This is a genomic window from Ruania zhangjianzhongii, from assembly GCF_008000995.1.
GTDB classification, from domain to species: domain Bacteria; phylum Actinomycetota; class Actinomycetes; order Actinomycetales; family Beutenbergiaceae; genus Ruania; species Ruania zhangjianzhongii.
Genome location: NZ_CP042828.1, coordinates 853,674 through 873,063 on the forward strand (window position 1 = coordinate 853,674; position 19,390 = coordinate 873,063).

Consider the following 19,390-nt stretch of genomic DNA (forward strand, 5'->3'; position numbering starts at 1 on the left):
CCACTCCCAGATGAAGTTGTTCTTCTTGTATACACCCTCCCTACCCCGTGCGAAAGAGGAACGGAGCAGACCACCTCCACCTCCGCCGTCGTGCCACGTTGTCCACAACCCCCTCGCAGCGATCCGCACGGTCCGCCCGGCCCCGGCCATCCTGAGATCGGCACGCAGCAACGGAACGGGAGATCCGATGGACCAGACGGCAGGAGCAGTAGCGCTGCGTTCGGCGGATGCCGAGCTGATCGAGGAGGTGCGGGCGGTGCTCGCGCTCGCCGATATCCCGGTGGTGATCCATCCGCCCGGGTCCCTGGCGCCGCGGGCCGCGCTGCTGCTGGACAGCGCCGCCGAACTGCAGGCCGAGGACGAACTCTGGGTTGCCCCGGGCCGGCGCGCGGTGTGGGTGGGTCTGTCGGAGCTCACCATGCCCGACGGCGGTCGCCCGCTTGCTCTGCCCGCGCAGGCGGAAGAACTGCTCACCCGGGCACGCTCGGCCTGCCAGCCGCGCCGGGCCACCGTGGTGGGGGTGGTCGGCGCCCGTGGTGGGGTCGGGGCCTCCTCCCTGGCGGCAGTGCTCGCCCGGGCCTGCGTGAACGAACAGCTCGCCGTCGCCCTGGTGGACCTGGACCGCAGCGGCCCGGGGCTGGACCTGACCCTGGGCATCGAGCACGAGGGTGGGTTGCGCTGGGCGGACCTGGACGGCAGTGACGGCACCCTGCCCGGCCGGGCGCTGGAGGAGGCCCTGCCGGTCTGGCGCGGGGTGCACGTGCTCTCCGCGGACTGGCGCGGCGGCCCGGCGCAGTCGCTGGCGCTGGGCGCGGTCGACGCGCTCGCGGCCGGGCACGACGTTGTGGTGTTGGACGTACCGCGAGCGGACGCGCACTGGGCGATGCACTGCGCGCTGGTGCTGATCGTCGCCACCTGCGATGTGGTGACCGGTGAGGCGGTCCGCGCCGCCCGCAGCGCCTGGGAGGGGGTCCAGGCCCGGCTCGTGGTGCGCGGGCCAGCACCCGGCGGCCTCACTCCGGCCGAGATCGCCGAGGCGGCCGGGGTGCCGCTCGCCGTGGCGATGCGCCCCGAACGGGGCCTGCAGGCTGGAGTCGAACGCGGGGTGGCACCGGGGGACAACCGGCGCGGAGCGTTGATCCGTGGCGCTCGCCGGTTGGTCGCCGACCTCGGGCTGGCCTCCTGATGTCCGGCTCCGGAATCGAGCAGGTGCGCCGGCGTGTGATCGGTGCTGGTGGTCCCGGAGGCGGCGGATCACCACCGGGCCCGGGTGCGGTCACCCGGGCGGTTCGCGCCACTCCGGGGGTGCGTACCGATGCCGCTCAGCTCGACCTGGACCGGGCGGCGCGGACCGAGCTGCTCGGGGCGGGGCCGGTGGTGCAGCCGCTGTTGGAGGATCCGGCCGTGACCGACGTGCTGATCAACGGTGACGGCAGCGTGTGGGTGGACCGCGGCCGGGGCCTGACCGTGGAGCGGGACCGGCTGCCGGACCCGCGGCGGCTGGCCACCCGGTTGGCCGGGACCGCCGGCCAGCGCCTGGATGACGCGGCGCCAGTCGCAGAAGGCAGGCTGCCGGACGGCACCCGCCTGCACGCCGTACTCGCTCCGCTCAGCGCCGAGGGTGCGGTGATCTCGCTGCGCACGATCCGGCGCCGGGCGTTCACCCTGCCCGAGCTGGCCGAGGCCGGTCTGACTGGGCCGCGCGGTGTGCAGGTGCTCGAGGCGCTGGTGGCGCTGCGCGCGAACGTGCTGGTCAGTGGCGCCACCGGGAGCGGCAAGACCACCCTGGTGGCGAGCATGCTCTCCCGGGTGCCCAGCACCGAACGGATCATCTGCATCGAGGAGGCCACCGAGCAGCGCCCCACCCACCCGCATGTGCTGCACCTGCAGGTCCGCCGCGCCAACGTGCAGGGCGCCGGCGAGGTCGACCTGGCGCAGCTGGTGCGCACGGCGATGCGGATGCGCCCGGACCGGCTGGTGCTGGGGGAGTGCCGCGGCGCGGAGGTGCGGGAGGTGCTCGGCGCACTGAACACCGGCCACGACGGCGGCTGGGCGACAGTGCACGCCAATGCCGCATCGGATGTGCCGGCCCGACTGGTCGCGCTCGGTGCACTGGCGGGACTCTCCCCGTCGGCGGTGGCGGTCCAAGCGCTCAGCGCGGTCGATGCGGTGCTGCACCTGCACCGGGACGCCCAGGGTCGCCATCTTGCTCAGGTGGCGGTGTTCACCGGCGACGGCGCAGGTGGGCTGCGCAGCGACCTCGCCCTGGTCCGGGGTCAGGCAGGCGATCTGGAGCCCGCCGCGGCCTGGCAACAGCTCGCCCGGCGATTGGATGCGGCCACCTGGGCGGAGGCGGGATGAGTACGTGGCTGCCGGTGCTGCCGGTGCTGCTGGTCGCGGTGGCCGTGGCGTTGCTGACGGCGCCGGGGCGGCGGGCCCGGTCGGCCGCCGGAGGTGTGCAGCAGCGGGCGGGACGGGCGGCGACTGTGCCGATCGGCTCCGACGCTGCTGCTTCGGAACGCGGGCGTCGGGGGCCTCTCTGGCGAAGTGGTCGGCGTGGGCGGGGTGGACAGCACGGTGAAGCTGACCTGCCGTTCGGATCGGTGCTGGTGGAGGTGGCTGCCCGGCTGCGCACAGGAGCCGCGCTGCCGGCGGCCTGGCAAGCCACTCTCGCGGGGCAACCGGGCGCTCCGGCCACGCTGGCGGAGCTGGCCGATTCGGTTCCCACCGGGCCGCGCGCTGATGCGGTGGCCGGGGCGCGCACCGCGGTGGCAGTGGCCGACCGGCTCGGCACTCCGGTGGCCGATGTGCTGGAGTGCTGCGCCCAGGGTCTCGCCGAGGCGGAGGAAGGCGCCGGCCAGCGGCGCACCGCGATGGCGGCACCTCGCGCCACTGCCCGGCTGCTCGCCTGGTTGCCGCTCGCCGGGCTCGGCCTCGGGGTGCTGCTCGGAGTGGATCCGATCGCCGTGTTCGCAGACGGTGGGTCCGGCACCGCCAGCTTGCTGCTCGGGTTGGCGATGATGGCACTTGGCCGGAAGTGGTCCGCGGCGCTGGTGCGCCGGGCCGAGCAGGCAGGGATCTGATGTCCACGGTCGCGGCGGTCGCGGTGGTGCTGCTGAGCGCCCTCGCCGTGCTGCCGTGGGCGTGCGGGCCGCGCTCGCTGGCCGAGCAAGGAGTGCCGGGGCAGGGCCGGCCGAGTGAACCGGCGCGGCAGGTCGATGCTGCGGTCCTGCTGGATATCACCAGGGCCGCGGTGGTCGCCGGCGCCAGCGTGCCTGGTGCCCTGGCGGCGCTCGCCGAGGCACTCCCGCCGGCGCAAGGCGGGCCACTGGACCGAGTGGTGACGGCACTACGGCTGGGCGCGTCCTGGCCGGAGGCCTGGCACGGGACGCCGCAGGGATACCGGAATCTGCAGCACGCCCTGGAACCGGCCTGGACCGGTGGCGTCTCTCCGGTGCCGTTGCTGCGTCAGGCTGCGGACACAGTTCGGGTGCGGCGCACCTCCCGGGCGCGGGAGGCAGCCGCTCGGCTCGGCGTCCGGTTGGTGCTGCCACTCGGCCTGTGCCTGCTGCCGGCGTTCGTGCTGCTCGGGCTGGTCCCGGTGCTGCTATCCACCGGCGCCGGGCTGTTCGGCGGCTGAGGCGGTGTGGTCCGCTGCCGCCGGGAGATTCGGCGGCTGAGGCGGTGTGCTCCACCGCCACCGGGAGATTCTTCGCTGGAGACCAGCCGGACGCGACATCGGCACGGTATGCCCCCGGACCTGTGGTCAGAGTCCGTCGTGGTCGTGCCGGTGCTCCTGCCAGCGCCAGTCAGAGTCCGTCGTGGTCGTGCCAGTGCTCCTGCCAGCGCCAGTCGATCGGCTCGTCCAGCCGCTGGTAGCGGATGTCGGTGGAGAGCCGCATCCGGCCAGTCGTGTCCACGTTGTCCAGGGCGGCGTGCACCAGGTGAGCCGAATGCACCATCACATCGCCGGCGCGGTAGTCGGTGACCAGCCAGCGGGCGCCGTACTCCTCGGCCAGTCCGGGCAGGTCGGCCGTGATCGAGGCCGCCGGCCGCTTCAGCCGGCCCTCGCGCTCCTCGGCCATGATCGCGTGGTGGGTACCCTCCAAGTAGGTCAGCCCGCCGAGCGAGGTCGGGCAGTCGCCGAGCGGGATCCACATCGACAGCACCCGGTCGGTGCCCTCACGCAGGTAGACCAGGTCGTAGTGCGCCTGGGTGGCCGTGCCGATGCCGTTTTCCCCCGGCTGGGTGTGGCGCAGGATCTTGCGCCGGTGCAGGTGCACGTCACCGGCAAGGAACCAGCGGAACCAGCCGCCGACCGCCGGCGAGGCACAGAACGCCTGGTACTGCGGCGATGGGACTATCTCGTCGAACAAGATGCGCCGGTAGGTGGCACTGTCCACCGGTCCGGCGCCGGCGATCCCCTCGACCGGGTCGGTCGTGGCGTCCAGGACACCGGTACCGTTCAGCGCGGAGAAGTAGAAGTCCCGGAAGGCGAGCACGTCTTCGGTCGGGATCTGGTCCCGGAGCAGCAGATAGCCCTGGGAGCGCAACCGCTGCCACAATCCGTCTCGATCGTGGCGTTCGGCGTCGGGAGTCTCGGTGAGGCTGCCGAGTCGGTCGGGGCGCTCGTCCAGCACATAGCCGTTCGAAGTGAGCATGTCGGCAGCCTAGGCTGGTCACCCGAGGCAGGACATGGGTGATCGAGGAGCAACACTTGGACAATTCAGGGCTGGGTTCCGCTGACGAGCTCCCGTGGTCTGCCTACCTGAACGTCGCGCGTACTTTGCGGGACAGCGGGTTGAGCTGCCGTGGCGCTGGGCAGCAGTGGGGACGTCCGATGCCCGAACCACGGTTTCGCCGGCTGTCCACGCACGCACTGGTGTTCGTGACCGCGGGCTCCGGGCGTTATCTCGACGAGAATCGCAGGAACGGACTCGCGGTGCCGGCGCCGTCGATCATCTGGCTGACACCCGGGGCGGCCCACGCCTACGGGCCGGGCCCGGACGGGTGGCGGGAGCACTGGGTACTCTTCGAGGGCACGATGACGCGCGTGTTCGACGGCGTCGACGGCTGGCCGCCCAGCCAGCCGGTGCGGCCCGCTGACCCCGGGAAGCTGGCGGGACTGCGGGAGGCGTTTGCTCGACTGCGCCAAGCGCTGGCGCTGCCGAACCAGCGCTCGCAGCTCGTCGCAGCCACCGTGGTGGCGCAGCTGGTCGGGATGGCCTTGGACGCCACTGCTCGGGGACCGCGGCAGCGCGCCAGGTCGGCTGTGGACGGGTTGCTGGAGTCGGCCTTCACGCCGCTGTCCGTAGCCGAGCGTGCCGCCGCCCTCGGGCTGACTGTCGACACCCTGCATGCAGTCATCCGCGAGGCGACCGGCCTGAGTCCGCACGAGTTCATCATCCAGACCCGGCTCGGCCGTGCCCAGCAACTGCTCGCCGACACCACCAGCGATGTGGCAGCGATCGCCGCCCAGGTGGGCTATGACGATCCGGCCTACTTCTCCCGACTGTTTCGCCGCCGGGTAGGTATCTCACCGGTCCAGTTCCGGCGGCAGGAGGCCGCGCGCCGGAGCTGAGGCGACCGACCGCTACCGCCTTACGGAGTGGTTCCGACGTACCCCGTAAGTTGAAGGCACACCGTAAGGACTCTCACCGCTACCGAAGGAATGCGATGCGCCCGGACTGGACCTTTCACACCGTGGACTCGTTGACGAAGGTGTTTGCCGACGAACCACCCCGCCCGGCAGCGGCCGGCGCCAGCCTCTCCGGGTTCCTCGGGGAGGTGCTGTCGGTACAGATCGCGTTCCTGCCGCCGGCAACGGAGAGCCTGAACGCCCTCCCGGCGCTGCGGGTGAGCCTGGGCGGAGCCGTGGCCGAGCACGTCCGGCTGAGCACGGTGGAGCTGGTACCGGCCACGCTGCTCGCCTTCGACGGCCACGACGAGGGCTACCTGCGGGACACTCCGGGGCTGTATCCGGACCTGCTCCGACCGCTCGGGCCGGAGGCGACGATCCCGCCGGCGATCGGTTACTGGCGGGCACTGTGGATCGACCTGTGCGTCGACGACGAGGAACTCGCCGGGAGCAGCGAGCTGACGGTGCAGCTCTCGGATGCGGAGTCCGGCGCCGTACTCCACCAGACGACGATCCCGGTGCAGGTGCACCCGCACCGGCTGCCGGAGCTGGACATCGTCAACACCCATTGGCTGCACGCGGACTGCCTCGCCGACTACTACCGCGTGCAGCCGTTCGGGGAGGAGCACTGGCGTGTGGTCGATGCGTTCATCGGCGCCGCGGCCGGCATGGGCGTCAACTCGGTGCTCACCCCCACCTGGACCCCGCCGCTGGACACGGCCGTGGGGCACACCCGCACCCCGGTGCAGCTGGTGCAGATCTCCCACGACGGCGGTGGGTACCAGTTCCGGTTCGACCTCCTGGGCAGGTGGTTGCGTCTGTGCGTGAAGCACGGCATGCGCGCGGTGGAGATCGCGCACCTGTTCACCCAGTGGGGTGCCACGGCTACTCCCGCGATCTACGTGGACACGCCCGCGGGCACCGAGCAGTGGTTCGGCTGGGAGGTGCCGGCCACTGACCCGCGGTACCGGGAGCTGATGGCCGCTCTGCTCCCGCAGCTACGCGCCTACCTCGCCGAGCACTGGAGCGGTGAGGTGATCTTCCACATCAGCGACGAACCACGTGAGCAGATGCTTCCCGACTACCGAGCGGCACGGGAGGTGGTGGCGGATCTGCTCGACGGGGCGCTGGTGGCCGATGCGCTCAGCGACTATGCGTTCGCCCGGGAGGGGGTGGTGGACACTCCGATCGTGGCGACCAACCATGTGGGGGAGTTCCTCGCCGCCGGGGTCAGTCCCTGGGTCTACTACTGCGTCTCCCAGCACCGGGACGTCGCGAACCGGTTCATCTCGATGCCTTCACTGCGTAACCGGGTGCTCGGACGGCAGCTGTTCGCCGCCGCTGCACCAGGCTTCCTGCACTGGGGCTTCAACTTCTGGAACGCCCAGTTCTCCCTCGGTCAGGTGGACCCGTTCACTGACACCAGTGCCCGGGGAGCGTTCCCGGCGGGCGATGCGTTCATCGTCTACCCCGGCGAGGACGGCACCGCGCTGGCCTCGATCCGCTACCGGGTGTTCGCCCAGGCGATGGCCGACCATCGGGCGCTGCAGCTGCTCCGGGACCTGACCGACACCGAGACCGCGCGGGCGATGATCGACCAGGACGGCACTCTGGGCTATGACACGTTCAGCTACGACTCCGAGCACTATCTCACCTCCCGGCGAGCGGTCGACGAGCGGATCGTGACTGAGCTCGCCCGGCGGTAGGGCGCATCCTGGGCCCGGCGGTTCGGCGGTTCGGCGGCTCGGCGGCCACGGGGCACGAATCGTCGGAGTGGCTCTCCTTCGGGCCCTCCGGGGGCAATCGCCTGCAAGACTGGCGCGATGACCGACGCCGGGGGTAAGACGCGCACGCCCGCAGCGAGCCTCTGGGTGACCTTTCGATCCGATGGTGCGCTGCTGCTCGAACTACTCGCGGACTGGTACACGATGCTCGGAATAGCCGAGAGCCACGTCGAGGATCCGGAAGGTAGTGCGGCGGTCCTGAGGTCGTGGGCGCAGGGCCCGCGAGTCGAAGAGCCTTCGCGGCACTATCACGGGCCTGGTCTGCGCCGCTCGGACTTCGCCGAGTTCCAGCACGCCTACTCACGAGGCGTCCCGGTCGCATTCGTCGGCGCCGAGCAGCGCGACAGGTCCGCGATGGGTGGCTTCTACCGGGACGCGGAGCTCTTCGTGGAGGTGTTCGGGAGCCAGAGCCCTGCCGATGAGAGACGCCTCGAGCGATTCGTGGTCAGACTCACGGGCGAGATGCGCACCTTCTTCCGGCGTACGCGCACCAAGGCAGAGCATCGGCTCGCCGGAGGCGCGTACTTGGCCGTCCTGACCGGCTATCTCGACGAGCTGCGCGCCATGCGTTCCGACCCGTCTGCCTATCGGCTGCTCGAGCACACGCTCCTCTCGATCATCAAGGAGGAGCGCTACCTGCACCTCGCCGAGGACGGTCGTGCCCGAGAGCTCATCGCGAAGCTCGACGACGAAGTGAGCGTCCTGTACTCGCGGTACATGGACTTCGAACACGGTGGCCAGGTGCGCTGACCCCCGATGCCAGGTTGTCCACACCCCGGGGGAGTGGCCCCGGCGGCGATCCGGCGGAGCGGTCAGGCTCGACCTCGTGGGACCAACACCGGTCCCGCAGAGGAGAGGAGAGCCGATGAATACCGATTGCGGACGTTCCGCGTGGCGGCGCCGGATCCGAGCTGCCGGCCGGCAGCGGTGGTCGGTGGTGCGCCGCACTGCCGAGGCTGGGATGGCAACCGCCGAGTATGCGATTGCCACGCTCGCCGCGGTGGCGTTCGCTGCCCTGCTGATGACCGTCCTGCGCAGCGACGAGGTCCGGGGAATGTTGCTCGGCATCGTCCGCCAGGCGCTGTCGATCGGCGGCTGATATGGGCCGCGTCCGCGCGCCGCACCCTCGTCGGTACGCCCGGCGCCCTTCATCCGGCAGTCGCGACCGGGGCTCGGTGACCGCTGAGCTCGCGGTGCTGCTGCCGGGGGTGGTGCTGGCGATCGTGGTGATCCTGGTGGTTGCCTCCGCCGGCGTGATGCAGGTGCGGTGCGCGGACGCGGCACGGGCCGGCGCGCGTGCTGCCGCCCTGGGCGAGGATGAGGCAGAGGTAGCCGCGATTGTGCAGCACCTGGCTGGCGACGACGCCCAGGTCACCATCACCCGGTCCGAGGAGTGGGTGGATGTCCGAGTCTCGGCCGAGGTGCCACTCGGTCCGCTGAGCGGCGTGCTGCACACCGATGTGGTGTTCTCCGCGCTGCCCGAGCCCACGGGGTCGTCGCCGATCGGGACCGCAGGGGGCGGAGACGGCGGATGACGTGGCCGAGGCGGCAGGTGAGGAGGCCAGGTCCGCCTGGGGCCGGCCGGGATCGTGGATCGATGACCGTGCTGATGCTCGGCGTGATCGCCGGCGCCTTGGTGCTCGCCGTGTTGGTGGGTGGCTTGGTGCGCGGCATCACCGCACGGGGGCAGGCTCAGGCCGCCGCGGACCTCGGCGCGCTCGCGGCCGGAGAGGTCGCCGCCGTCGGCGGGCCGAGCCCGTGCGACGTGGCGAGCCGAGTGGTGGAGCGAAACGGTGGCGTGCTCGCGGCCTGCGAGGTGGGCGACGGCGGAATGGTCCAGGTGACCACGACCGTCGCCGTGCAGCCGCTCCCCGGGTGGCAGGAGATGGCGCGCGCCACAGCCCGCGCCGGGCCGGTCGGGTAGGGACCCGGACCGGGCGGGCAGGGATAAGGGTGCTCTGGAGTGTGGATCGACCTGCAGAAAACTAGATGTGTACACAGTTTCAAGAATGGACGAAAGCGCTATGATCAGGAGATGGATACCGTGAGCCAGGAGGTCTCGACTCGAGAGTTGCGCAACCAGCTCTCAGACGTGCTCGGCCGCGCCATGTATGCGGGCGAACGGATTGGCGTGACCCGTCACGGCAAGCTCGCCGCGGTGGTGATCAGCGTGGCTGACCTGGAGGCGCTCGAGGCGTTCGAAATGGCACAGGACGTCGCGGCCTATCGTGACGCGATGGCTGCCGATGACGGCGAGCGAGTGTCGCTCGAGGAACTTCGCCGCGACCTGGCGCCGTGACCCATCGGGTCCAGTTCACTACCGCAGCAGCTCGGCAGGTGCGAAAACTCCCGCTTGATCCTGTGGGGGACACGCGGGCTGCATCGTTCCCCTCCCCACCACAGAACCACAAGATCGAAGCGACTACCGCCCGCGCGTCACCGACAGCGGTCACCTCCACAGTGCAGCTGGGCCGCTACGGCACGACGCCGGCCACGTCTGGCATATCCCGGGCGTTGACGAGCGGGTGTACGCCGCCAAGACTCGCTCCCCGGAGAACGCCTTGCTCGATGGCTGGAACAGCCGGGGACGCTATCCGGGCAGCCACGCATGTCGCGCCCTTACTTAGCGACAAAAAAGACCCGCCCTCACGAGGAGGACGGGTTGGTAGCACCGAGCATACAGCAGTTCGGCCCGCGCGTCACCACGTAGGAGGCTTTGAGATCGAGCCCACACGATCCGGCATCTGGCACTGCTGTAGGGCTTCAGTCTCAAGCCTCACCCACCAGTGCCGGCCGACGCCGTCGCTCGGGTTCCCCTTCAGAGCTCCCGCGAGGGGCTTCGACTTCTGCGGGTTGATCACGCCTACCGGGACATAGTTACGTGCAGTGCGGATGGGCAGCGCCAGGTCGGAGTCGTTCGAAATGACGATCGCGGCATCCACCGCACCCGTCAGCACGTCGGTCAGCAGGTGGGTGGCAACGTTGACGTCTGATCCCTTCTCTTCCCGCTTGCGTACCGTTGCGAACATCAGCCCTGCATGATTGCGGCGAAGGCGCAGCTCGGGGGACCATGAGAAGGTAGCCGCAGCATCACGGAACGGTGTGGGGGAGCGGGTACCAGGGGGATCATGAGTCATGACCTGTTCTTTGGCCCAGGAAGAGTAGTACCCCTCTTCAATCACGTCGACCGACCCATACGCTCGGAGCGCATCGAGGTACAGGGCCTGCCGTTGAGTCTGATTCAGATCGTCGGGATCGTTGACGCGCGCCGTGCAGTACACGACTCGGTGCACCTCAGCGTCTCGCCACCTCGCATACCAACTCACGAGAGCGCGAAGGTTCATCCACTTCCAGCCGGTGCCCGCAACTCCCAGGTGGGATCGGCCGCCGTAGTAGAGATTGAACCCATCGATATACGCGCCAACTCGCATGGACCGAATCTAACGCACCCAAAGTGCAGCTGGTTCGGGAAACGATCGATTCGGAGCCACTGTCCAGCCTGTGTGCGACACGCGCGCCGCAGCGAGGCGGCGACCGCAAGTTCTCGCGGCCGCCCGTGTAGGCGTGTGTGCGGATTGGTCACCTTTTGGGTTCGTGTGGTGGCGAGGTGACACCTTACTCGCCAATCCGCCTGCGCATCGCCTGGCCCTGGTGCTCCACCTGCGTGTGCACTCGGAGTGTCGGAGGGGTCGGAATCTCGGAGACGATCAAGCAGACCTTCTTCGCCTGCGGCAGCGTTTGGGCCAGCCTCCAGGCGATCTTGTGATCTCAACGAACCATTCCAACGTGGGAGGGCAGTGATGGACTACGGTTTTCTGATCTACGCAACTGTCATCGCGGCCGCGGCCGCGGCCGTGGTGGTGGTGCTGGGTGTTCGGTTCCTATTCAAGCGGAGCCGCGCACGCACGCAGGACAACAACTCCAGCGTGCAGTAGCTGCTCCCAGAGATAGAGACGCCGTAGCAATTCTGCATCATGCGCGAGAGCGGGTGCTGGCGGTGGCGGTGCTTGCCGACGAACCGAGGCCACCCGGCGCGACAAACCTTCGTCGGTGAACGCATCCGCCTGGCGCCTCCGGGTGGGAGAGTTCCGAGTGATCTACGACGTGGTTGCCGAGAGCCCCACGGTCACACTGGTACGGGCAGCTCACCGGCGCGAGGTGTACCGGCGGTAGGAGGTGTCCGGCGTGACCGGGCACCGGCGGACCGGGCTGGCGCGTCGGTACCGGCTGCCAGAATGCTGGTGTGGATGCCAGCACTGGGAGCAGCGAGCGAGACACCCTCGCCACGCTGCTCACCCCGCTGCGGGCGCAGGACTGTCTGGTACACACCCACCACCTGCTGCCGCAGGACGGCCAGCACGCCGACTGGCCGGACTGGGCCGATCCCGAGCTGGTGGCTGCCTACCGCAGGCGGGGCGTCGAGAAGCCCTGGCGGCACCAGGTCACCGCGGCCGAGGCCAGCTGGGCCGGCCGGCACGTGGTGCTGGCCACTGCCACCGGCTCCGGGAAGTCCATGGCCGCCTGGCTACCGGCGATCAGCGCGATCCGCTCCGCCCAGCTCGGCACCAGCATCGCCAGCCTGCAACGCCGGCCCAGCGTGCTCTACCTCAGCCCCACCAAGGCGCTCGCCGCCGATCAGCTGCACGGTCTGCAGGCCGTACTGACTGCCGGCCAGATCACCGACGTGCGGGTGGCTACCTGCGACGGCGACACCCCCACCGACGAACGCACCTGGATCCGTGACCACGCCGACGTCGTGCTGTCCAACCCGGATTTCCTGCACTTCTCCCTCCTGCCCGGCCACCGGCGCTGGCAACGGCTGCTCCGCGGCCTGCGCTACGTCGTCGTGGATGAGTGCCACGCCTACCGGGGGGTGCTCGGCGCGCATGTGGCCCTCGTGCTGCGCCGCCTGCTCCGCCTCGCGGAGCACTACGGCGCCTCCCCGGTGGCCGTGCTCGCCTCCGCGACCACGGGCGAACCCGAGGTGAGTGCCGCTCGACTGCTCGGCGTCGACCCGACGACCGTGACCGCCGTCGCCGAGAGCAGCGCACCCCGTGGCCACACCACGGTGGCGCTGTGGCAGCCGGCGATCCTGCCCGGCGCCGAAGAACAGGTGTGGGCGCAGGAGAGCCCGGGCGGGCCGCCCGCGTGGCGCCCCAGCGGCACCCCGGAGGATGTCCCGCGCCGCTCCGCGCTCGCCGAGACCTCCGAGCTGCTCACCGATCTGGTCCGGGCCGGCAAGCGCACTCTGGCATTCGTCCGCTCCCGCGTGGGCGCCGAGGCGATCGCCGACCAGACCCGCTCCCGGCTCGCCGACCGGTCCGGGCCCGACCTTGCCGGCCGGGTGGCGGCCTACCGTGGCGGCTACCTGCCCGAGGAACGCCGCGAGCTGGAGCGCGCGCTGCGCACCGGGGACCTGCTTGCCCTGTCCTCCACGAACGCCCTCGAGCTCGGCGTGGACATCTCCGGGCTGGACGCGGTGCTGATCGCCGGCTGGCCCGGCACCCGGGTCTCGCTCTGGCAGCAGATCGGCCGGGCCGGACGTGCCGGCGCCGATGGCCTCGCGGTCCTGGTCGCCAGCGACAACCCGTTGGACACCTACCTGGTGCACCACCCGGAGGCGATCTTCGAGACCGGGGTGGAGGCGACCGCGTTCGACCCGGGCAACCCGTACGTGCTCGCCCCGCACCTGTGTGCCGCGGCCTCCGAAACACCGCTGCTGCCGACGGATATCGACCGGTTCGGTCCCGGCACCCCTGCGCTGCTGCGGGATCTGGTGGCTCGCGGGTTTCTGCGCGAGCGCCCGAACGGGTGGTACTGGAACTACTCCCGGCCGGAGGCGCCCACGGACCTGACTGACCTGCGCGGCGGGTCCGGGGCACCGGTGCAGGTGGTGGAGGCCGGGACCGGGCGGGTGCTGGGCACAGTCGACGCCGGCCGGGCCGATGCCACTGTGCACACGGGTGCGATCTATGTGCACCAGGGCCGCACGTTTCGGGTGGAGTCCTACCAGGACGACGTCGCCGTGGTCACCGAACAGTCCGTGGGGTACCGCACCCGCCCGCATGTGGACAAGCACGTCTCCGTGGTGCGGACCGGGACTGAGATGGCCTGGGGGCCGATCACCTGGGGGTACGGGGTGGTGGACGTGACCGAACAGGTCACCGGATACGACCGACGGCGGATCCCCGGGATGGACCTGATCGGCACCTATTCGTTGGAGCTGCCCACGCATACGCTGCGCACCACCGCCTGCTGGTGGCACGCCGACCCAGGGGTGCTCGCCGAGGCCGGAGTGGCCCCTCGTGACCTGCCCGGGGCGCTGCACGCCGCCGAGCATGCTGCGATCGGGCTACTCGGACTGATCGCCACCTGCGACCGGTGGGACATCGGCGGACTGTCCACCGCCGTGCATTCCGACACCCTGGAGCCGACAGTGTTCGTCTACGACGGCTACCCCGGCGGGGCCGGCTTCGCCCAGCGTGGCTACTCGGCCGCCGCCCGATGGATGGCCGCCACCCGGGACGCGATCGCCTCCTGCCCGTGTGCCACCGGCTGCCCGAGCTGTGTGCAGTCACCCAAGTGCGGGAACAACAACTCTCCGCTGGACAAGGCTGGCGCGTTGCTGCTGTTGACCATGCTTACCGGTTTCGCCCCGGGAAGCTGAGCCGCCCGCGCATCCGCCACCGGAAGATCGCCCGCGGAGCGCGAGCTCATCCGCCGGGCCGGGGAGTCAGGCGGCGCCGGGGAGCAGCGCGAGCGCGTGCAGCGGGCTGGAGAGGCGGGTCGCGAGTGCCGCATCGTGTTCAGCGACCTCGGCAGCGAACAGGTCGAGCAGCCTGCGGTGGGAGCGGGCCAGATCGGTCACCGAGGTCGAGGTGGCGTGGGCATCAGCGAGCCCGGCCAGCAGATCGGCCGGGAGTCGATCTGCCTCGCGGCCGTGGTGCGGGTTCAGGTCGAAACGGACGCAGGCGAGGGCGAGCAGCTGGTCGCGCAGATGATCGAGCATCATCACCGCCTGCCAGGTGCGGGACCGGGCGATGGCCGAGCGTGCATGCAGTGCATACAACCAGGCCATCCCCACCAGGTGGCCGACGTCCGGATTCTTCGGGGAGGTGGAGGGCTGCGGTGTCCCGAACAGCAGCTCGAACTCGGGCTCGGTGCCGCGGAACTCGTCCTCCGGCCAGAAGGACAGATCCACCTGCAGTGACGAGGCGAGCAGGAACACCCGGTACAGCACCCCACCGGCGATCACGTCCAGGTGGTCGGCCGCGCCCTCGCGGTAGAGCCGGTCGGTCCACCGCGCCGCCACCGCGTCCGGGTCGGCGTCCCGAGCGATCTGCAGCACCAGGTCAATGTCCGACCAGACATCCTCCCGGCCGGCGGCCGCGGACCCGACGAGAGCGGCTCCGACCACCTCCGGGTCGTCGTGGGCTGCCTCGATCAACGCCTCGCGCAGCCGGGTTCGTTCGGTCGGGGTGAACATGGGCGCACGCTACCGGAGGCAGACGTGCTGTCGGGGCGCCCGCCACACGTGCGGCGGACGCCCCTCCTGCGTCCGCCGCACGTGCGCCCTGGTCCGGGTGACCGCCCCCGCGGGTCGCGAATGCTCTCCGGTGCGGCCAGACCAGCAGGTTCAGCCGCTTCATCGAGCCTTCGCGACGGGGGTGGTCACTCGGTCACTCGGTCACCTCGATGGTCTGCCCCTCGGTGACTGCGAGCACTGCTCGCTCGCCGCTGTCCCAGTACGGGCCGGCGTCCAGCAGCAGCACGTAGGCGGTGTACGCACCGGCCGGCACGCTCGGCCCGACCCCGTTCCAGGAGTCGTCGCAGACGTCCCACAGCTGGTGACCGCCGGACTGGGTGATCTCCGCACCGGGCGGCAGGCTGGTCTCCACCACATGGTCGCTGCCGAGCATCGCGGGGGAGACCACCGTTCCGTCCTGAACCAGCACCACCTGGGTGTAGGTGTCTGCGGTCAGCTCCTCCGCGGAGGTGTTCGCCAAGGTGAGTTCGGTGCTCAACCCGCCGGTCGATCCGTCCGGGGACGCCTGGTAGGGCCCGGAGTCGAAGTCCGCGGTCACGTCCCAACCGGTGTTGCCGGTGGGCGGCTCCCACGCCTGCCCACAGGTCGGCTCATATGACTCCGGCGCAGAGATCTCCGCACCCGAATCGGGCGACTCGCTCTCGTCGTCGGAGGCGTCGGAGTCGTCCGAGGTGTCCTCCCCCGACTCGTCGCGGGTGGCCGTGATCTCGCCGTTCTCGAACGTCATTTCGATCGGATCGGCGAGCTGCCAGGTGCCTCCGGCATCGGTGGCAAAGGCATCGGTGGAGAACGTGCCCACCGCCAGCTCTGCGGTCCCGGAGAAGCCGTCTTCGCACAGCACCAGATCATCCAGACCGCGGGTGAGGGAGGCACCCTCCCCGGCAGAGAGCGCGAGCTCCCCGTCGGCAGCACCCTCGGAGTAGGCGATCACCTCGTTGCTCCCGGGCGCGGTGACCGCCAGGTCCACCGCCGGGGACAGGGTCAGCTCGTGCTCCGAACGGATGGTGATATCCAGGGTGAGGTCACCGCTCAGCTGTGCTTCGCCGTCGAGAATCTGTGCATCCCCGGCGATCGAGTCCAGACCCGCCCCGCACCAGTGGGCGTCCACCGGTGCAGTGCTCTGCTCCTCGGTGGGCGCCGGAACCGGCGGGTCGGTGGCCGGCGGGGGAGCGGGCCGGTCCCACGGCCCGCCCACCTGCCAGACCACCAGGCCCGCGGCTACCACGGTCACCGCACCAGCCGCCTGGGTGGCGGCCCGGCGCCGGCGGCGGCGCCGCACCCGGTCCACCAGGCCCCCGAGCCGCGCTTCCAGCGGGTTGCCGGCATCGCGCTGGGCATCGGCCTGCAGCCATTCCTCGATGTTCATGCCCGCTCTCCTTCCAGCTGCAGCTGGGCAGCCAGCCGCTGGTTCGCCTCGTGCAGGTACCGCTTCACGGTCCCGGTCGCCAGCCCCAGCTCGTCCCCGGTCTGCTCGATCGTCAGATCGGCGTAGAACCGCAGCACCACACAGGCCCGTTGCCGTGGCGGCAGGGTAGTCAGCGCTCTGGCCACGTCCACCCGGGTGCCCGCCGACTCGTCGTGGTGCTCCTGGCCCGAGTCGAACAGGTGCTGTACCGCCCGCCAGCGTCTACCCCGGCGGTAGGTGTCCAGGTACAGCGTCATGATCGCGCGGCGCACGTAGGCCTCGGCGTACTCCGGTCCCTCCGCGCTCTGGCTGCGGCGGAACCGGGTGAACACTTTGGTCAGCGCCTCCTGCACCAGGTCCTCGCCGTCACTGGTGTTCCCGCACAGCAACGCGGCGTACCTGGTCAAGGTTGCTCCCCGGGCGCGCACCAGTTCGGTGAGCACTCCCTCCCAATGTGCCAACTCCCCCTCCTCGGGTCAGCCGTACGGGCTTTCACTGAGGTCAACGCTCAGCTCGACGCGATGGTTGGGTCTGATTCTGGATCAGTTTCCACCGGGTCCGCCCGGTGATTTTGCCCGCGGCGTGCCTGCTCGACGACTCGCGCTTGGCGAACAATGGATTCAGGCACCCCGATTTGGTGGATACACTCGCACCGTTCCCGGATTTCCCCGGGGGAGAACCCGGTTTCGTCGAGGAGGACGGATGCTCACGCTCGGAACCACGAGCCTCGTCATCGTGTCGGTGATCGCAGCTATCGCGATCGCAGCCCTGGTCTTCGCTGTCGCCCTCCGGCGGCAGGTGCTGGCCGCAGGGGAGGGCACCAGCGCGATGCAAACGATCGCCACTGCTATCCAAGAGGGCGCATCGGCTTACCTGAACCGACAGTTCCGCACCCTGGCGCTGTTCGCCGTCGTCGTGTTCGGCCTACTCTTCCTGCTCCCGGGAGACACCGGGATCAGGGTCGGCCGTTCGATCGCATTCCTCTTCGGGGCCGCGTTCTCAGCCGCGATCGGTTACCTCGGCATGTCCCTGGCCACCCGCGCGAACCTGCGGGTGGCCGCGGCGGCCACCGGCAAGAACGGGATGGCCGAAGGGTCTCGAATCGCGTTCCGCACCGGCGGAGTGGTCGGGATGTGCGTGGTGGGCCTCGGCCTGCTGGGCGCCGCAGCGGTGGTGCTGATCTTCCGTGGCGACGCGCCCGCAGTGCTGGAGGGCTTCGGCTTCGGCGCCGCCCTGCTGGCAATGTTCATGCGGGTCGGCGGCGGGATCTTCACCAAGGCCGCCGACGTCGGTGCCGACCTGGTCGGCAAGGTCGAGCAGGGTATCCCGGAGGACGACCCGCGCAACGCCGCCACTATCGCCGACAACGTCGGCGACAACGTGGGCGACTGCGCCGGGATGGCTGCCGACCTGTTCGAGTCCTATGCGGTCACGCTGGTGGCCGCCCTCATCCTCGGTAAGGCCACGATGGGCGAGGCCGGTCTGGTCTTCCCGCTGATCGTCACCGCGATCGGCGCCCTGGTCGCCGTGCTCGGTGTCTTCATCACCAAGGTCCGCGGCAGTGAGAACGGTCTGACGGCGATCTACCGCGGCTTCTACATCTCCGCCCTGATCGGGGCGGTGCTGGCGGCGATCGCGGCGTTCGTCTACCTGCCTTCCAGCTTCGGCGCGCTCGACGGTGTGGGTGAGGCGCTCGCCGACCACGGCGGCGATCCTCGCCTCGTCTCGGCGCTCGCCGTGGTGGTCGGCGTGGTGCTCGCCGGGGTGATCCTCGCGGTCACCGGGCACTTCACCGGGACCACCTCGAAGCCCACCCGCACCGTGGCCGCCACCTCCAAGACCGGTGCAGCCACTGTGGTGCTCTCCGGCATCGGAGTAGGATTCGAGTCCGCGGTCTACACCGCAGGCATCATCGCCGCCGCCCTGTGCGGGCTGTTCCTGCTCGCCGGCGGCTCGGTGTGGCTGTCCCTGTTCCTGATCGCACTGGCCGGCTGCGGTCTGCTCACCACGGTGGGCGTGATCGTGGCGATGGACACGTTCGGCCCGGTCAGCGACAACGCCCAGGGCATCGCCGAGATGTCCGGCGATGTGGACGAAGAGGGCGCCCAGATCCTCACCGACCTGGACGCCGCCGGCAACACCACCAAGGCGATCACCAAGGGCATCGCGATCGCGACTGCCGTGCTCGCCGCCACCGCACTGTTCGGCTCCTACGGTGACGCGGTCAGCACCGCGATCGCCTCCGCCGGTGCGAACGTGGCCGATATGTCCGATGGCATGATCGCCGCGATGGTGAGCTACGAGATCATCTCCCCGGTCACGCTGGTCGGGGTGATTCTCGGCGCGGCCGTGGTGTTCCTGTTCTCCGGACTGGCCGTGGATGCGGTCACCCGGGCGGCCGGCGCGATCGTGATGGAGGTGCGCCGGCAGTTCAAGGAGCACCCCGGCATCATGACCGGCGAGACCCGCCCCGAGTACGGCCGGGTGGTGGACATCTGCACCAAGGACTCCCTGCGCGAGCTGGTCACCCCGGGGCTGCTGGCTGCGTTCGCACCGATCGCCGTGGGCTTCGGCCTCGGGGTCGGGCCACTGGCCGGGTTCCTCGGTGGCGCGATCGCCGCCGGTGTACTGATGGCGGTGTTCCTGGCCAACTCCGGCGGCGCGTGGGACAACGCGAAGAAGATCGTCGAGGACGGGCACTACGGCGGGAAGAACTCCAGCGCGCACGAAGCCACGATCATCGGTGACACCGTCGGTGACCCGTTCAAGGACACCGCTGGGCCGGCGATCAACCCGCTGATCAAGGTGATGAACCTGGTGTCGCTGCTGATCGCCCCTGCAGTCGTGGTGATGAGCGTGCCGGCGGATGCCAACCACACCCTGCGGATCGTGATCGCGCTGGTCGCCGGGCTGATCGCGGTCGGTGCGATCGCCGTCTCCAAGATCCGGGGCACCGGTGTGGTGCTTGAGGACGGCGTGGACGAGAAGGCCGGCGCCCGCCCCTGACTGGCCCGGCC

Annotated in this window: 19 protein-coding genes; 14 read left to right on the forward strand and 5 right to left on the reverse strand. The window is 70.3% G+C overall.

The genetic code is table 11. The features are described from left to right. The first annotated feature begins 187 nt into the window (after nucleotides 1-187). The 4 genes from ssd to FU260_RS04005 are packed head-to-tail and all read left to right on the forward strand — an operon-like array spanning nucleotide 188 to nucleotide 3,640. Entirely contained in the window at nucleotides 188-1,186 is a 999-nt protein-coding gene (gene ssd / locus FU260_RS03990; protein WP_168211637.1) for a septum site-determining protein Ssd, read from the forward strand. After that, nucleotides 1,186-2,361: a TadA family conjugal transfer-associated ATPase gene (locus FU260_RS03995; RefSeq protein ID WP_147915886.1), complete on the forward strand. Its 1,176-nt coding sequence runs from the start codon at nucleotides 1,186-1,188 to the stop codon at nucleotides 2,359-2,361. Before ssd ends, FU260_RS03995 begins: the two co-directional genes overlap by 1 nt. Further along, a complete protein-coding gene (locus tag FU260_RS04000) occupies nucleotides 2,358-3,083 on the forward strand; it encodes a hypothetical protein (protein ID WP_147915887.1) in 726 nt (241 codons plus the stop codon). Before FU260_RS03995 ends, FU260_RS04000 begins: the two co-directional genes overlap by 4 nt. Next, nucleotides 3,083-3,640 carry a type II secretion system F family protein gene (locus FU260_RS04005; protein WP_147915888.1) on the forward strand — a complete coding sequence of 186 codons (558 nt, stop codon included), beginning with the start codon at nucleotides 3,083-3,085 and terminating at the stop codon, nucleotides 3,638-3,640. Before FU260_RS04000 ends, FU260_RS04005 begins: the two co-directional genes overlap by 1 nt. A 169-nt stretch (nucleotides 3,641-3,809) precedes the next feature. On the opposite strand, the gene FU260_RS04010 is transcribed toward FU260_RS04005, so the two are convergent. After that, a complete protein-coding gene (locus tag FU260_RS04010) occupies nucleotides 3,810-4,661 on the reverse strand; it encodes a phytanoyl-CoA dioxygenase family protein (protein ID WP_147915889.1) in 852 nt (283 codons plus the stop codon). Between the two features lie 179 nt (nucleotides 4,662-4,840). Here FU260_RS04010 and FU260_RS04015 point away from each other — a divergent pair, with 179 nt between their 5' ends. The 7 genes from FU260_RS04015 to FU260_RS04045 all read left to right on the forward strand — a co-directional run bounded on the left by FU260_RS04015 (nucleotide 4,841) and on the right by FU260_RS04045 (nucleotide 9,721). Further along, nucleotides 4,841-5,581, forward strand: a complete 741-nt coding sequence (locus tag FU260_RS04015) for a helix-turn-helix domain-containing protein (protein ID WP_147915890.1) — start codon at nucleotides 4,841-4,843, stop codon at nucleotides 5,579-5,581. Nucleotides 5,582-5,676: 95 nt separating this feature from the next. Further along, nucleotides 5,677-7,344 (forward strand): DUF4091 domain-containing protein, encoded by a 1,668-nt coding sequence (locus FU260_RS04020; RefSeq protein WP_147915891.1) that lies wholly within the window; start codon nucleotides 5,677-5,679, stop codon nucleotides 7,342-7,344. Between the two features lie 117 nt (nucleotides 7,345-7,461). Continuing rightward, nucleotides 7,462-8,172, forward strand: coding sequence for a hypothetical protein (locus FU260_RS04025; RefSeq protein WP_147915892.1), 711 nt, complete (start codon nucleotides 7,462-7,464; stop codon nucleotides 8,170-8,172). A gap of 115 nt (nucleotides 8,173-8,287) precedes the next feature. After that, nucleotides 8,288-8,521, forward strand: a complete 234-nt coding sequence (locus tag FU260_RS04030) for a DUF4244 domain-containing protein (RefSeq protein ID WP_147915893.1) — start codon at nucleotides 8,288-8,290, stop codon at nucleotides 8,519-8,521. Between the two features lie 76 nt (nucleotides 8,522-8,597). After that, nucleotides 8,598-8,957 carry a TadE family type IV pilus minor pilin gene (locus tag FU260_RS04035; protein ID WP_187368419.1) on the forward strand — a complete coding sequence of 120 codons (360 nt, stop codon included), beginning with the start codon at nucleotides 8,598-8,600 and terminating at the stop codon, nucleotides 8,955-8,957. A gap of 62 nt (nucleotides 8,958-9,019) precedes the next feature. Beyond that, a complete protein-coding gene (locus FU260_RS04040; protein WP_168211638.1) occupies nucleotides 9,020-9,346 on the forward strand; it encodes an Rv3654c family TadE-like protein in 327 nt (108 codons plus the stop codon). 111 nt (nucleotides 9,347-9,457) lie between these two features. Next, the gene (locus tag FU260_RS04045) at nucleotides 9,458-9,721 is read left to right on the forward strand and encodes a type II toxin-antitoxin system prevent-host-death family antitoxin (RefSeq protein WP_147915895.1); all 264 of its coding nucleotides are present in this window, start codon (nucleotides 9,458-9,460) and stop codon (nucleotides 9,719-9,721) included. A 400-nt stretch (nucleotides 9,722-10,121) separates the two neighbouring features. On the opposite strand, the gene FU260_RS04050 is transcribed toward FU260_RS04045, so the two are convergent. Next, a complete protein-coding gene (locus tag FU260_RS04050; protein WP_147915896.1) occupies nucleotides 10,122-10,853 on the reverse strand; it encodes an NYN domain-containing protein in 732 nt (243 codons plus the stop codon). Nucleotides 10,854-11,222: 369 nt separating this feature from the next. On the opposite strand from FU260_RS04050, the gene FU260_RS24335 reads away from it, so the two are divergent. Both FU260_RS24335 and FU260_RS04055 read left to right on the forward strand, forming a co-directional pair. Further along, nucleotides 11,223-11,357 (forward strand): hypothetical protein, encoded by a 135-nt coding sequence (locus FU260_RS24335; RefSeq protein ID WP_268957808.1) that lies wholly within the window; start codon nucleotides 11,223-11,225, stop codon nucleotides 11,355-11,357. Nucleotides 11,358-11,665: 308 nt separating this feature from the next. Beyond that, a complete protein-coding gene (locus FU260_RS04055) occupies nucleotides 11,666-14,089 on the forward strand; it encodes a DEAD/DEAH box helicase (protein ID WP_328593013.1) in 2,424 nt (807 codons plus the stop codon). 66 nt (nucleotides 14,090-14,155) lie between these two features. Here FU260_RS04055 and FU260_RS04060 read toward each other — a convergent pair whose 3' ends face one another. The 3 genes from FU260_RS04060 to FU260_RS04070 all read right to left on the reverse strand — a co-directional run bounded on the left by FU260_RS04060 (nucleotide 14,156) and on the right by FU260_RS04070 (nucleotide 16,834). Next, a complete protein-coding gene (locus tag FU260_RS04060; RefSeq protein WP_168211639.1) occupies nucleotides 14,156-14,908 on the reverse strand; it encodes a nucleotidyltransferase family protein in 753 nt (250 codons plus the stop codon). Between the two features lie 193 nt (nucleotides 14,909-15,101). Then, on the reverse strand, nucleotides 15,102-16,334 hold the full coding sequence (locus FU260_RS23475) for a hypothetical protein (protein ID WP_168211640.1): 1,233 nt from the start codon (nucleotides 16,332-16,334) through the stop codon (nucleotides 15,102-15,104). Continuing rightward, nucleotides 16,331-16,834, reverse strand: a complete 504-nt coding sequence (locus FU260_RS04070; protein WP_147915897.1) for a sigma-70 family RNA polymerase sigma factor — start codon at nucleotides 16,832-16,834, stop codon at nucleotides 16,331-16,333. The genes FU260_RS23475 and FU260_RS04070 overlap by 4 nt, the downstream gene beginning before the upstream one ends. Nucleotides 16,835-17,075: 241 nt before the next feature. Here FU260_RS04070 and FU260_RS04075 point away from each other — a divergent pair, with 241 nt between their 5' ends. Beyond that, nucleotides 17,076-19,379, forward strand: a complete 2,304-nt coding sequence (locus tag FU260_RS04075) for a sodium-translocating pyrophosphatase (RefSeq protein WP_147915898.1) — start codon at nucleotides 17,076-17,078, stop codon at nucleotides 19,377-19,379. Nucleotides 19,380-19,390 lie beyond the last annotated feature (11 nt).

Coding starts and splice junctions, on each gene's coding strand:
- FU260_RS04075 (WP_147915898.1), top strand. CDS start 17,076: ATGCTCACGCTCGGAACCACGAGCCTCGTCATCGTGTCGGTGATCGCA.
- FU260_RS04045 (WP_147915895.1), top strand. CDS start 9,458: ATGGATACCGTGAGCCAGGAGGTCTCGACTCGAGAGTTGCGCAACCAG.
- ssd (WP_168211637.1), top strand. CDS start 188: ATGGACCAGACGGCAGGAGCAGTAGCGCTGCGTTCGGCGGATGCCGAG.
- FU260_RS04010 (WP_147915889.1), bottom strand. CDS start 4,661: ATGCTCACTTCGAACGGCTATGTGCTGGACGAGCGCCCCGACCGACTC.
- FU260_RS24335 (WP_268957808.1), top strand. CDS start 11,223: ATGGACTACGGTTTTCTGATCTACGCAACTGTCATCGCGGCCGCGGCC.
- FU260_RS04040 (WP_168211638.1), top strand. CDS start 9,020: ATGACCGTGCTGATGCTCGGCGTGATCGCCGGCGCCTTGGTGCTCGCC.
- FU260_RS04050 (WP_147915896.1), bottom strand. CDS start 10,853: ATGCGAGTTGGCGCGTATATCGATGGGTTCAATCTCTACTACGGCGGC.
- FU260_RS04015 (WP_147915890.1), top strand. CDS start 4,841: ATGCCCGAACCACGGTTTCGCCGGCTGTCCACGCACGCACTGGTGTTC.
- FU260_RS04030 (WP_147915893.1), top strand. CDS start 8,288: ATGAATACCGATTGCGGACGTTCCGCGTGGCGGCGCCGGATCCGAGCT.
- FU260_RS04025 (WP_147915892.1), top strand. CDS start 7,462: ATGACCGACGCCGGGGGTAAGACGCGCACGCCCGCAGCGAGCCTCTGG.
- FU260_RS04060 (WP_168211639.1), bottom strand. CDS start 14,908: ATGTTCACCCCGACCGAACGAACCCGGCTGCGCGAGGCGTTGATCGAG.
- FU260_RS04020 (WP_147915891.1), top strand. CDS start 5,677: ATGCGCCCGGACTGGACCTTTCACACCGTGGACTCGTTGACGAAGGTG.
- FU260_RS03995 (WP_147915886.1), top strand. CDS start 1,186: ATGTCCGGCTCCGGAATCGAGCAGGTGCGCCGGCGTGTGATCGGTGCT.
- FU260_RS04000 (WP_147915887.1), top strand. CDS start 2,358: ATGAGTACGTGGCTGCCGGTGCTGCCGGTGCTGCTGGTCGCGGTGGCC.
- FU260_RS04005 (WP_147915888.1), top strand. CDS start 3,083: ATGTCCACGGTCGCGGCGGTCGCGGTGGTGCTGCTGAGCGCCCTCGCC.
- FU260_RS23475 (WP_168211640.1), bottom strand. CDS start 16,334: ATGAACATCGAGGAATGGCTGCAGGCCGATGCCCAGCGCGATGCCGGC.